The 13,368-nt window shown below is 52.5% G+C and carries 12 protein-coding genes and 1 tRNA gene; 6 read left to right on the plus strand and 7 right to left on the minus strand.

Going from position 1 to position 13,368, the window contains the following annotated elements; genetic code table 11:
- Nucleotides 1-25 precede the first annotated feature (25 nt).
- From IE065_RS00805 to IE065_RS00830, 6 genes are all read left to right on the plus strand, one after another.
- Complete coding sequence (locus tag IE065_RS00805) at nt 26-841, plus strand: metal ABC transporter ATP-binding protein (protein WP_189510858.1); 816 nt, start codon at nt 26-28, stop codon at nt 839-841.
- Nucleotides 838-2,253 (plus strand): metal ABC transporter permease, encoded by a 1,416-nt coding sequence (locus IE065_RS00810; RefSeq protein WP_189510861.1) that lies wholly within the window; start codon nt 838-840, stop codon nt 2,251-2,253. The genes IE065_RS00805 and IE065_RS00810 overlap by 4 nt, the downstream gene beginning before the upstream one ends.
- The gene (locus IE065_RS00815) at nt 2,237-3,184 is read left to right on the plus strand and encodes a metal ABC transporter permease (protein ID WP_189510864.1); all 948 of its coding nucleotides are present in this window, start codon (nt 2,237-2,239) and stop codon (nt 3,182-3,184) included. The genes IE065_RS00810 and IE065_RS00815 overlap by 17 nt, the downstream gene beginning before the upstream one ends.
- Nucleotides 3,185-3,275: 91 nt before the next feature.
- Entirely contained in the window at nt 3,276-3,860 is a 585-nt protein-coding gene (gene nadD, locus IE065_RS00820) for a nicotinate-nucleotide adenylyltransferase (protein ID WP_189510867.1), read from the plus strand.
- A 9-nt stretch (nt 3,861-3,869) separates the two neighbouring features.
- The gene (rsfS, locus tag IE065_RS00825; RefSeq protein ID WP_189510870.1) at nt 3,870-4,259 is read left to right on the plus strand and encodes a ribosome silencing factor; all 390 of its coding nucleotides are present in this window, start codon (nt 3,870-3,872) and stop codon (nt 4,257-4,259) included.
- 136 nt (nt 4,260-4,395) lie between these two features.
- A tRNA-Ala gene (locus tag IE065_RS00830) sits at nt 4,396-4,471 on the plus strand.
- A gap of 78 nt (nt 4,472-4,549) precedes the next feature.
- Here IE065_RS00830 and IE065_RS00835 read toward each other — a convergent pair.
- The 7 genes from IE065_RS00835 to IE065_RS00865 all read right to left on the minus strand — a co-directional run bounded on the left by IE065_RS00835 (nt 4,550) and on the right by IE065_RS00865 (nt 13,306).
- A complete protein-coding gene (locus IE065_RS00835) occupies nt 4,550-5,140 on the minus strand; it encodes a transposase (RefSeq protein ID WP_189510873.1) in 591 nt (196 codons plus the stop codon).
- Between the two features lie 859 nt (nt 5,141-5,999).
- Nucleotides 6,000-7,619, minus strand: coding sequence for a gamma-glutamyltransferase (ggt, locus tag IE065_RS00840; RefSeq protein ID WP_189510878.1), 1,620 nt, complete (start codon nt 7,617-7,619; stop codon nt 6,000-6,002).
- Nucleotides 7,620-7,790: 171 nt separating this feature from the next.
- Complete coding sequence (locus IE065_RS00845; protein ID WP_189510881.1) at nt 7,791-8,519, minus strand: hypothetical protein; 729 nt, start codon at nt 8,517-8,519, stop codon at nt 7,791-7,793.
- A gap of 24 nt (nt 8,520-8,543) precedes the next feature.
- Nucleotides 8,544-9,353 carry a PEP-CTERM sorting domain-containing protein gene (locus IE065_RS00850; RefSeq protein ID WP_189510884.1) on the minus strand — a complete coding sequence of 270 codons (810 nt, stop codon included), beginning with the start codon at nt 9,351-9,353 and terminating at the stop codon, nt 8,544-8,546.
- A 27-nt stretch (nt 9,354-9,380) separates the two neighbouring features.
- The gene (locus IE065_RS00855) at nt 9,381-10,424 is read right to left on the minus strand and encodes an NAD(P)H-dependent amine dehydrogenase family protein (protein WP_189510887.1); all 1,044 of its coding nucleotides are present in this window, start codon (nt 10,422-10,424) and stop codon (nt 9,381-9,383) included.
- Nucleotides 10,408-11,772: a mandelate racemase/muconate lactonizing enzyme family protein gene (locus tag IE065_RS00860; RefSeq protein ID WP_189510889.1), complete on the minus strand. Its 1,365-nt coding sequence runs from the start codon at nt 11,770-11,772 to the stop codon at nt 10,408-10,410. The genes IE065_RS00855 and IE065_RS00860 overlap by 17 nt, the downstream gene beginning before the upstream one ends.
- Before the next feature lie 196 nt (nt 11,773-11,968).
- Nucleotides 11,969-13,306, minus strand: coding sequence for a sigma-54-dependent transcriptional regulator (locus tag IE065_RS00865; RefSeq protein WP_189510891.1), 1,338 nt, complete (start codon nt 13,304-13,306; stop codon nt 11,969-11,971).
- Nucleotides 13,307-13,368: the final 62 nt, after the last annotated feature.

Raw genomic sequence — 13,368 nt, forward strand, 5'->3', positions numbered from 1 at the left:
ATCCGCCACTCCCGACCTGCTCCATATGAAAACTAAATCCTACAACAGTGCGAAAACACTGCCAGCGGATGACCATTCACCGCAGGCACCGCTGTCCATCCACGATCTGACCGTCGCCTACCACCGCAAGCCCGTGCTCTGGGACATTGATTTGGACATCCCCGAGGGCAAATTAGTGGGCATCGTCGGGCCCAATGGCGCGGGTAAAAGTACCCTGATCAAAGCCTGTCTCGACCTCATCCCGACGGCCTCCGGCCTAGTCCAAGTTTACGGCCAACCCTACAAGAAACAACGCGCCATGGTCGGCTACGTGCCACAGCGTGAAAGCGTCGACTGGGACTTCCCCGTCAGCGCATTGGATGTCGTGACAATGGGCCTTTATCGCGACATTGGCTGGTTCAAAACCGTTCGTAAAAAGCACAAAGAGATCGCCCGATCCGCCCTCGATCGAGTGGGCATTGCCCATCTTGCCGACCGCCAGATCAGCCAGCTTTCAGGCGGCCAGCAGCAGCGAGTATTCCTCGCCCGCGCCCTCGCGCAGGACGCTACGCTTTACTTTATGGACGAGCCCTTTGCTGCGGTTGACGCCGCCACGGAGCGCGCCATCGTCACCTTGCTCAAAGACTTAAAAAATCAAGGAAAGACCACGCTCGTCGTCCACCATGACCTCGCCACGGTCTCACAATATTTCGACTGGGTCATCCTGCTGAATATGCGCGTGGTCGCCGCTGGCCCAACGGAAGAAGTCTTCACCGCTGAGAATCTCCACCGCACCTACGGTGGTAAGCTGACGTTGCTCGCCGAAGCCGGACACGCCCTCAGCCAGATCAAACGGCCATGATCCCCCCCCCCTTAGCCGCACTCACCAGCCTGCACGACACCGGCGCGGACTGGCCGTCGTTGGATGTTGTCTGGCGCGTGCTTACCTTACAGGATTACAACACGCGGCTCGTCGTCATGAGCACAATGATCTTGGGCTTGGCCTCAGGTCTGGTCGGTTGTTTTTTACTGCTGCGCAAACGCTCGCTGATGGGTGACGCGCTGTCTCATGCGACTCTGCCGGGCATTGGCTTGGCGTTTATTGTGATGGCATCGATGGGCGGGACGGGCAAACACTTGGTCGGGCTCTTAGTGGGTGCCACGGTTACGGGCGTCATCGGCGTGATCATGGTGCTAGTCGTGCGTAACACGTCCCGCATCAAGGATGATGCCGCAATGGGCATCGTGCTGAGCGTATTTTTCGGTCTAGGCATGGTGGTGCTAAGCATGGTTCTCAGTATGCCAAGCGGCCATGCCGCGGGGCTGGAATCTTTCATCTACGGCAAAACAGCGTCGATGATCATGCAGGATTTCCTGCTCCTTTCAGGCGTGGCGGCAATCGCCCTGCTCTGCTCCCTGCTGCTCCTCAAAGAATTCACGTTGCTGTGTTTCGACGAAGGCTTCGGACGTAGTCAGGGCTGGCCGATTCATGGGCTGGACATAATCCTGCTCGGCCTAGTCGCGCTAGTCACCGTAGTTGGGCTGCAAGCCGTCGGACTAATCTTAATCATCGCGTTCCTTATTACCCCTGCTGCAGCGGCGCGTTTCTGGACGAATGACTTGCGAAATATGCTAATCTTATCCGCCCTCATTGGCGGGGTTAGTGGCTGGTGCGGCGCGTCGATCAGCGCCTTGTTGCCCCGGTTGCCAGCAGGAGCCGTCATCGTGCTCGTTGCGGCGGCTTTTTTCGTATTCAGCCTCTTTTTCGGCAAAACGCGAGGCGTGGTAAGGACCCGGCTGGCAATGTACCGCCTCAAGCGAAAAGTTGGCCGTCAACACCTACTGCGTGCGGTGTATGAGATCCAGGAGGCCGCTTGTGCCGAGACGGGCAAGCCACCAGCGAACATCGCCATTCCCTTCCGCGACCTCCTGCTTCATCGCTCATGGAGTCCCGCACATGTCCGCCAAGACCTGCGACGCGCCAAAAACGAGGACCATATCGACCAATTTGATGGCCAGTCTCTCCGCTTATCTGAATCAGGCTTTGGCGAAGCGGCGCGTATCACCCGAAACCATCGACTTTGGGAGATATTTCTGATCACCCATGCCGACATCGCCGCCAGCCATGTGGACCGCGACGCCGATTCCGTCGAACACGTTTTAAGTCCGGACATGGTCCGTGAACTTGAGCAACGTCTCGACCTGGACTCCATTCCGGAAAGCCCACACTATATTTCACCCCAAAAAGATCGCCCTCATGACATGGTTCGTTGACGACACTTGGATTGTCATTATCGGCGCGTTAACCGCCATCGCCTGCGCTCTGCCCGGCTGTTTCCTGGTGCTGCGGCAAATGAGCATGATGGGCGACGCAATTAGCCACGCCGTCCTCCCCGGCCTCGCAATCGCATTTCTCGTCACGGGTGAACGGGCAAGCTTCACGATGTTCATTGGCGCAGCGGTTGTTGGTGTGCTGACAGCGGTCTTCACTCAGTGGATCAGCAGCTTGGGAAAAGTTGATCGCGGGGCCTCCATGGGCATCGTGTTTACCACTCTGTTCGCGCTCGGCCTACTACTGATCGTGCAGGCGGCGGACCATGTAGACCTCGACCCCGGCTGCGTGCTTTATGGCGCAATCGAAATGACCACACTTGATGTCGCCTGGGAATTTCAACTCGGCGAGACTTGGATCGAAGTCCCCCGCGCCGCTATGGTGCTTGGCTCCGTTGCGCTGTTTAACCTGATCATCGTGGTTGCGTTCTTTAAGGAGCTGAAAATCAGCGCCTTCGATCCCGAACTGGCAACCACGCAAGGAATTAACGCCAACTTTATGCATTACCTGCTGATGACGCAGGTCGCGGTCACAACCGTGGCAGCGTTTGAGGTTGTGGGCAGTATTATTGTCATCGCAATGCTAGTAACGCCTGCCGCCACCGCACATTTGCTGACCGATCGGCTCGGCCTAATGCTGTTACTGAGCGCGATCATCGGCGCATTAGCAGCAGGGCTTGGCCATCTGCTCGCAATCGTGATTCCGCCACTGATCGGCTTCGACGGCACGACGACTTCAGGTATGATGGCCGTAACGACAGGGCTCCTCTTCGTCCTAGCCTGGCTCTTCGCGCCACGCTACGGCTGGATATCGCGTTTAGTCTCCCGCAAAGACGTCAAATCACCCTTTTCCGGTCCCCTCCCCTCTGATTGACGAACGCTCCGCTCGATCCAGAGATTGCCTCCCACACAAAGAAGCGCCGGAAATGCTTGGCGAGACGGACATTTTGCGACTCATTAGCGCCATGCGACTCGGACTTTTCGGCGGCAGCTTCGACCCCATCCATTATGGGCACCTACTGCTTGCCCAAGATGTGCTGGAGAACGCTCAGCTGGATCGGGTGGCGTTCATCCCAGCGGCCCAAGCCCCGCTTAAAGCCAGTGGAGCACCAGTTGCCAGTGCAGATGATCGCGTCGCGATGATCAATGCCGCCATCGCCGGACGACCGGAATTTTCCGTGCTACGGGACGAGATTAACCGCGGTGGGGTCAGCTACACCGTCGACACAGTGCGTCGCCTGAAGGCTCGCCAGCCAGACGACGAGCTGTTCTGGATTCTGGGGGGGGATCAAGTCGCCCAACTGCATGAATGGCGGGAAATTAACGAATTACTGGAGCTGGCGGGTTTCCTCTGCCTGCAAAGGCCAGACTTCACCCCTATTCCCCCAGATAATATCTCCGCCAAATCACTCCACTGGATATCGGCACGGCAAATAGATATTAGCTCAACCGAAATTCGAAAGCGCGCCGCCTCAGGAAGCCCCCTCGACTTTTTCTTGCCGCCAGCAGTGGCGCAGTTTATTACAAATAATCGACTCTATCGACGATAAAGATCACTCATGCCGACCACAAAAACGAAAACGAAGCCCAAACTGGCCACTCTCGCCCTGATGGCGATCTGCTGTGAAGCCCTAGATGACAAGAAAGCCCTTGATCTGAAGATCCTCGACGTAAGAGGTGTCTCCACCGTAACGGACTACCTTATCATCGCTTCAGGTAATTCCCAGCCACACCTTAAGGCCCTTCGTGGCTCAGTAGAACGTGCCCTCAAGAACGCCAAGGCTCATATTATTGGAGCTGAAAGCGGCGAGGCCAGTGGCTGGCAAGTCGTAGACGCCTTCGATTTTATGGTCCATCTTTTTACTCCAGAAATGCGCGAGAACTACCGCTTGGAGCAACTCTGGAAGGATGCGACCATTATTGAGCCTGCTGACCTGAAGCCTGCTTAAGTCTAATATCAGCAGGGTATTTACTAAAGCCGTAGAAAAAAAACCTGCTTCAAGATTCACTGAATTTTTCAGAGGGACACGTCGATTTTTGCCCTTGACGATTACTCGGTCAGCGTCATTTTTATGCGCTTTGTAAGGGGCCATAGCTCAGTTGGAAGAGCGCTTGCATGGCATGCAAGAGGTCGTCGGTTCGATCCCGTCTGGCTCCACCATTTCAATCTTCAGCTAAGGCAATGTGACCGTGTCCCGGCCTTCAAGAATTGATTTCTCCATTTGACCTTGGGAGCTCATCAGATTTGCCATGGTAATGTATATGCCTGCCGAAATTCTAGAGTATGCGTTGAGAATTTCATTGGAGCCTCCAGTGCTGGGTGTGATACGGAATCCATGCGCCATGTTGTTTCTGAAATCTGATTTTTAATGCGTCTTCGTCGCTTAATCACCAGCAAACTACTCATAGGAGTTGGGTGGCGAGGTTGAGGCCGATTCGGTGGCGGCGATTTGGGTTCGTAGCGGTAGGTCGAGCGATGGATGCCCAACCAGCGACAGACTTGTCTCCCGGAACACTGCAGCGCAGCAAGCACCTTGGCGGCGACGCTGTGCTGGCGCTCCGGGCTCAGACTTTTTTTTTCCAAGGCGATCTCCAGGGCCTTAATCTGAAAAAACTGATCGGCCACGATCTTCTTGAGCTGATCCGATTCCCTTTCTAGATCCTTTAAACGCTGGGCCTCCTTCACGCCCATGTTGCCATACTTTTCTTTCCAGCGATAATCAGTCTGCGTGCTCATGCCATGCCCTCGGCAGGCATCTTCAACTTTCATCCCTTCGCTGGCGCGAAGGATGCGGATAATCTGGTCGTGGCTACGACGTCCTCTTTTCATATGATTTCTCGGTATTAGATGACCGAAAATCTTCTCACTAGCAATGGGCCAGTTTCAGGGGGCCCTGCCACCTCGACATTCAAAATCAGCATGCTGCCGCTAACAGACAGCAGCAAGCGCGGCAGAGGCAGTCGTTTCGATCGAAATTGGTAGTGTCCCTGCAACACGCTTTCATGGCCACAAAACAACATTCGATGCGGCTGCGTTGTTTATATAGCGTTTTTCGTTTGGAATACTTACTGCTCTATTTCTTGCCAGGAATGACGGCTTTAATACCCGCATTGGTGAGAATTTAGCGGAACGCGTCGGTGCCGTAACCTTTCTCTGTGAGCATTGCTTTAGTCTATGCCCCGGCGATAACTTTTTCGGGCAATGTGCAATCGTTTCCTGGCCACCGGTGAGCAAAAGCTTGAAAGGTCGACCCAAAGTATCACATAATAGATGCATTATGGCGCTTGGGGATCCTTGATCAGTCGTTCAAAAATGGATTTCCATACGCCTCTTTGAGCCACCGACTCAAGTGTTTATGTACGTTCTTCCAGTTGCCATAGCGTTCAGGCAAGTCTTGCCCATGCACACCACTACGCAGAAATGAATGTCAATCGGGCCTAGCAACACTGAACTGTGCTGGCTATTTTTGGGGAACGAGGGGAGATTTTCCGAAAAACACATAACTAAATCATAACCGAATTTCATAAACTATTGATCATCATAGAACCGCGCAATCCTGATCGGCCACATCATTACTTTTTCGCCCTCCCAGTATGGAGGTCTTATTTTATAACTAAGACACTTGGCTTGAGCGAGTTTCGGCGATTTCAGAAAACAGGCACTTCTCAGCCGAAATCTACAGTGCGTGCTAATAACCGAGAGCAAGGCCTTCACGGCGCGGATCCGCCGCACCCTCCAGCCAGCCAGAATCGTTGATGCGAATCGCTTGCACGGAACCAACGGCCTGCGAATCTATAAGTTGATAGCCCATCCCCTCCAGCGATTCCTTTAATGCTTGATCACGGTAGAGTGGAGACTCGATTTCTGGATCTCGATTACGTGCGACAACACGTGGTGCGTTGATTGCCTCTTGTAGCTCCAGCTCTCGATCAAACACGTTAAGCAAAACATTGAGCGTGACCCCGATTATGCGACTGCCACCGGGTGAACCCAACGCCAAGACAGGCTTACCGTCGCGTAAAACAATTGTTGGTGACATACTTGATCGAGGACGTTTGCCACCTTGCGGCGCATTAGGTGTCAGTTCGCCATCGCTGTCCTTGGCGTGTGCATTAAAATCTGTCATCTCGTTGTTGAGTAAAAACCCGCGATTTTCCACAAGCAGACCACAGCCAAAATGCTGCTCCAGCGTCGAGGTAATCGATAAGATGTTCCGATTTTTATCCACAATCGTGAAATGTGTCGTGTAAGGACTTTCTTCGCGCGTAGCATTAGTGGTAGCAACGCCTTTGTAAGGATTTCCCGCACTCACTGGAGTGCTGAGCCCTTGATTTGGTTTTAATTCACCAATGCGCTTTTGAGCGTAACTCTTGGAAATTAACACATCTGTCGGAACAGACACAAAATCAGAATCCGCCATGAACGCATTACGATCTGCAAAAGCCAAGTTTTGCACGTCAATCAGAGTATGAAGCTGCTCCGCCGTCCACTCTCCATTAAACGCAGCCCCTTGGCTCTCAAGCATATTGAGCATCAAAGCCAAACTAGCGCCACCGCTGGATGGCATATCCATCCCGCAGATCGTATAGCCACGATAATTACTAACAACTGGTTCTCGGCGAATGGGTTTATAATCAGCAAGGTCTGCCATGGACATGGCACCCGGATTCTCTTTGCTCTCGTTAACCGTAGCAACGATGTCTTGCGCAATAGGTCCTTTGTAAAACACCGAAACACCTTCCCGACCAATCAATCTAAGCGTAGCTGCCAGTTCTGGGTTACGGCAAATGTCTCCAGCTTGGAGTGGACCACCGCCGGGACGACTAAAGAGTTTTTGTGTTTCCGGGAATTTCGAAAGCCGTCTCCAATGAGCTGCCAAATTGCGGGCAAAGGGCTCTGTTATAATAAAACCTGTTTCGGCAATTCTAGCAGCAGGCTCTACCGCTTCTGCCATGCTTATAGTGCCGTATTCGTCCAATAAATATGCCAGAGCGGCGAGCGTACCAGGTACACCAGCCGCACGACCACCGTCGATCCGAGAGGAAAACTTATCGACCTTGCCATTGATACCGACAAACAGATCAGGCTCGGCCGCATCAGGTGCCGTCTCCCGTCCATCAAGGGTAAAGACTTCCTCTTCTTTGGAATCGTAGGCCACGGCGAAAAGGCCGCCGCCAATACCACTAGCGTAAGGCTCCGTAACAGTCAGAACAAACTGCACTACGACTGCCGCATCGAAAGCATTTCCACCCTTACGCAGGACATCAAGCCCCGCCATTGTGGCCTCGAACGAAGAACTAGTAACCATTCCATTTTGCGCAAGAAAGGCACCGCTCGAACCGGGCCCAAAACGAACCCCGATCTCCCGTGAGACATCCGGGTCTGAAGGATCATACTTTGCGTTGCAAAGTATAGCGAAAAAGCAAGCGTACACCAGCGCCAGGCGAGAGAGAAAAGAAAAATTAAGTGACACGTAAGATCAACGAATGGGGTTTTTATCCGTTACGGAAATGCGATCAATCAAGAATTCTTCGCCAGATCCATCGAAGCGACCAGAGAAGCCAAGACGCAAATAATTACCATTACGGTCCGGGCTAATTTCACCAGATCCAAGCGGAATAAAAGGCCCATCGGCAAGGCGGTAGTGTAACTTAAAGCGATCTTTACCTTTGTCCAGCTCAAGCACAAAAGTAACCGGTTCAGATTGAGTGCTGGTAAAGGCCGGCATGCTGGCTGAATCTTCAGCACCCTTACCAAAACCTTCACCTGTGACGACCACTTGATCTTCAGCTGTCCGCTGGAGATTAATCTGAGCCGTCACAAAAGGACGACGTTCATGGGCCTTATCTACGAAGCCCACACGCATGGTTTCAGTTGCTTTACTACCGGTAAAATGCCAGCCCGCGATTTCAACAATGAGCCAAACATGATCAAGCCCGTGCGCGGTGATTGGCTCGATTTCGACGAAGGCGTTACTAACGTTTCCCGGCCGACGATTCAACCGGTAGTGGCCTTCTCCATCAGCAAACGAATCGCTAAAATCCGCAGACCATTCAGCGTTCTTCAAGCCTTGAGATTTAGATAGTGGCGTCCCACTCGGATCACTGAATTGCCACTCGTAAAGAGGCTCCACCTTGGAACCGCTAGCCGACGTAATTGCGGCCAGCAGTATCCAAATAGAGGCAAGAATTGATTTTGAAAATAGCATATATGATGATGCGAGATGCACCGATTAGATACTACGGCGACGTAAAACACCCAAAACCAATGCCATCAGAGCGAAGATCATCGCATACTGGGACGGCTCTGGCACAGCGGCAAAGTTTACATCATCAATCGCCAGACCTTGGTCTACACCAGTGCTATTACTGTCAAACCAACGGATGATGAGTGTCTCACCTTGCGACCAACCGATGTTGGAAACTATTTCCGGGCTGAAGACAGTTTGGTTTTCAGGTAACGTGCCATCAAGATCGCCCAAATCAGTGCCATCATAGATGCTGTCAAAATCCAACGCATCAATATCAGTCCATGTACCACTCGTTGCGTCAGTGGCACCGACTTGATAAGATACTATGAGCTGATTGTTCTGGCCGGAATCGCTGTCGTACCACTGCTCGCCAATATATCCGAGAGAGAAACTTATTAGTTCAATACCCGTGTTATTGACCAGCTCCAGATACATGATCATACTACCGCTATCGGTGGCAGGCTTCGTGCCTAGCGCGCCATTGATGGCACTGGCTGAAGTGCGCCACTGAAAGAGCTGAATGCCCGATGAATTTCCGCTGGTGATGCGATAGTCCGAGGGAGCCGAATCTGTGGCGAATTGATATACGGACCATCCGGAAAAAACAGAGTCATCAGTCCAGGTTTCCGTGCTCGCTCCAGAAGGAAGCCCCGCGTTAAAATCTTGGCTCAGCGTATCACCAGGCGTTGTATATGATTGAGAGGCGGAGAGTTGCGGCGCAAGTGCAGCACCTATCGTTAGTGCGAGGATATAGCCTCGAAACTTGGTTAGTGGTAGTGCTTCATTCTTCATGTCTATACTGGTTTTGAGTTTTGGTATTTAGAGACTGCGGCAAGGTTCGGCGAAGTCACCGGTGTAAAGTTGCTTGATGCATGATGGCAGGCTGAGCTCGCTCATGAGCCGCACGCCTGGCTTGGCGATAAGTAAGCGGGGAATGGCATTCACGAGTGCCGAAACGGTCGCGATGTCGCCAGCAACACCTTGGGTAATCGTCGCTTCGATTGGCGGTTCGGAATCCAAGCGAATGGTGTCATGGGGGTCTTTCGCACCTTGATACATTTTCAGGTCAAAATGGATAGGATAGCCCTCAACACTCTCAGCTTTAACAATCTGGTGCAAGCCGGCAGTCTGCCCGGCCTCGACGGTGAAATAATCGGTAACTATCGTCTCAGTGGCAACGACTGCATCGATCTCCTCGGTAATCGGACCAACCTCCCAGCCCAGCGCGTGGGCAACGAGCATCAGGGATTCCTGGAAGCCCGCATGGCCAGCTTTACCCGCTGCACCCAAGGCACGAAATTCATCTGGAGCCAAGCCGCTGCCGACTTTTTTCTGCAAAGGTCCACGTCGAGTAGAAGCATTAACTACACGTTCGCCGTAGACTCCAGTCACTTCAGCACACACGCCACTTAGGCAAATCGGCAGCACATCGAGCACGAAACCTGGATTCACCCCGGTACCCAATATCCGGCCACCAGTTGCTTCGCACATTGCGTTGACGCTCGCGGTCTCCTCCGGCGCACGAAGCGCAGGAAAAAGTAATTCTTCACAAGAGGATACAACCGCCACCCCGCGCTCAAGCATTGGCATACATTGCAGTAGCGAAGTCGCCGCCTTCGAGCCGGCGGTGTGAAGCACTGCATCTACGGACTGACCAGCTATAAGTTCTTCGAACGTTTCGTAAGCATAGGCATTCGCCAAGGCAGGCAGGCCAGTGATAGTGGCAAGATCCTTACCGACGATATTTGGAGAAATATCTATTGCGCCTACGATCTCAATCCAAGGCTTGCGAGCCATGAGCTTGAGACAAGAAATGCCGATTGGTCCGAGCCCAAATTGAGCAACTTTAATTTTCTGATTCATTACTATTGGTGGTTATTTGATGGAAATTCAAGACGAAGGGCTCTAACGCCTCACGGTCCAATCCAGTCCCCAAGCCGGATGCGTTCGGACCAACAAGCGTGCGTGTTCCTCGACGATACAGCAGTGGGTTAGTTGCTGGATTGACCGTTATAGCGCGACGTGGCACAGCACCGGTCATGTAATCCAAACGAGGCAGACAATAGCCGAGTTGATGGTTGGCCCAAGCACCTACATCACTCATTAGCACGCCACCCACATACACTTCCCAATCGGTTTTTTTTTCGTGTAGGTACTCCGCCATCCGCAGGGATTCCATAAGTCCTCCCGCTTTTTGAATTTTAATATTTATCTGATCGACCGCATCCAGTGCGACGAGCTTTCGAACATCCTCCAAGTCCCAAACACTTTCGTCTGCCATGATTAAAATTTCGAAAGGATCCTCCTGAGCCCATTGCCGCGTGTGTCTGGTGACTTCCGCCAGCGCCTCGAAATCGTCTTCTCGTGTTGGCTGTTCACAAATGAAGCGCCCCTGATAATTCGTTTCCCGCAGCATCTCACGAATCTGCCCGAGCGCTTCAAGCGCATGCGATGCATCTTTCCAACCTTGATTCACATCAACGAATATTTCCAGATCGGGACGCATGCCAACGATAGCTAAGGCCGTGGCGCGCAGCATCCCCAACTCCGCCTCTTCGTCACCACCAATCTTTAGTCGGACGCAGCGATGCTCAGCATGAGCCTTGGCAACAGCTTTCTGTGCGTCACTAGACGACAAGCCCAAGCTTTTGGTAACACCGGCAATACGAACGCTGTCGCGTCGTGTCTCCCCCAAAACCTCATGCAACGGCTTGTCATAAATATCTCCTAACAGAGCCAAGAGCGCCACGTCGAAACCGCAAAGCGTCGCACGCAACTCACGCCCTTTGGTCGGAGGCTTAGAGTAGCTAAGTCTATAAGCGTTCGCAAATTTCTTCAGCCCCGCCATCAGTTCAACAACGGTTGCTCGATCCGCCACGAGGTCATCTCCAGAGAAGCTTACGTCGATCAATAACTCAGCCATCTGCTGAGCTGCAGGCCAGGCATCGCTCATGGGTTCATTGGTCACATTCTTCCGAGGCAGCATATCGCCCACCCCCTCAGCCGCCTGACCATTTGCTGAACTAGCAGATAGCACAACGAAGATACCAGGCGTAACCGAGCTAGAGCCCTTGGCCGTACGAAACACCGAGGTACGCGGGATTTTATACTCAATCAGTTCAACTCCAGTGATCGTCCACGCGCTGGCGGAGACATGTACGCTCAACTGGGCGCACATCAAAAGCATAAGGAGAATCCTGGAAATTTTCATTTACCATCACTAAGCACATTCGATGCCATCAGCAGATAAGAAAAGCCAAACAAGCCATCCAATAAATTCGTAAAACACTATATAGAAGCATCTTATAAAAACAAAAACAAGATACCATTAATCGAATGCATTAACATAAACCCCTCAAAAAACTCCATCCAACAACAAACGTTGACATATCATCAACATTTCTGTGCTACTCACTTTCCGTGCTGCGCTTATGCATACGGTAGAACTGAGAGCGATCCATCCCCGCTATGCGGGCCGCCTGCGATAAATTTCCCTGTGCCTGATAAACTGCCTGAGTAAAGTACTGGCGTTCGAACTCTGCCCTTGCCTGCTGGTAGGGTATAATCTCGCCGAGTTCCCCTAGTGGTGTCCGCGTAGCCGTGTCGCGCACGTAATCAGGTAAGGCCTCAACATCAATAACCTGCTTACTAACCAAAATACTCAGCCGCTCAATCAAGTGCTCTAACTCTCGCACGTTACCGGGCCAAGGATATCCCGCCAGAACCCGGAGCGCAGCCTCAGAAATCCGCTTTGGCGGATTACCCGGCTGATTAAACCGCGTTAGAAAGAGATTGGCCAAAAGCAAAATATCACACGGTCGGCGGCGCAGCGGCGGCAGGGTAAGCGTCACCACATTCAAGCGAAAATACAGATCGGCCCGAAACAGCCCATCATTCACCAATGCGCGTAAATCCTGGTTTGTCGCGGCCACAATACGAGCGGTTGACACTTGCCGCTGGTCCCCCCCGACGCGGGTGTAGTCGCCATTCTGAAGTACGCGCAACATTTTCGACTGCATTTCCAGCGACATCTCACCTATCTCATCCAGAAACAACGTACCGCCGCTCGCCTGCTCAAACTTTCCCTTTCGCATCCCTTCAGCTCCGGTAAAGGAACCCTTCTCGTGACCAAACAGCTCGCTCTCCAGCAGATTCGGCTGAATGGCGGCGCAATTAACCTCGATAAAAGGCTGCGTTGAACGGCCGCTGTAGCGGTGAATCGTCTGTGCAATCAACTCCTTGCCAGTGCCCGTCTCGCCTAAGATCAGAATGCGACTATCAGTGTTCGCTGCGATATGTGCGAGCTCCAGCAGGCTAAGCATCTCCGGGTCAGCCGTGCAAATGCCATCCTGGAGGGAATGAATTGGGGCTGGCATCGCGTTCGCCATCTGGCGCTCCATCACACGCCGCAGCCTCGCCAGAAGCTCATCCGCAAGAATCGGACGTGAGATATAATCCGACGCCCCCAACCGTGTGGCCTCGGCCGGAGTAGACGCATCTCCGTAGGCAGAAATCATTACAATCGGCATCTGACAGCCACTGCTTTTAAGGCGCCGTATTACCTCAAATCCATCCATCTCCTTCATTACCAAGGTCACAACAACCAGATCCGGCTCCGATTTACGAATCATGCGTACTCCTCGCAGCGGACTGCTACAAGTCGTAACGCTGTATTCGCGTTTTAGCATGGATCGAATTTCAGAAAGCAGCGGCGGTTGATCATCGATAACAATTACGTTCAGCATGTTGCCATTTAGTCAACAATTGGGATTTTCAGTCAACAAAAAACATCAGTCAATTTTTATAC

The organism is Cerasicoccus arenae, from assembly GCF_014651635.1.
GTDB classification, from domain to species: Bacteria; Verrucomicrobiota; Verrucomicrobiia; order Opitutales; family Cerasicoccaceae; genus Cerasicoccus; species Cerasicoccus arenae.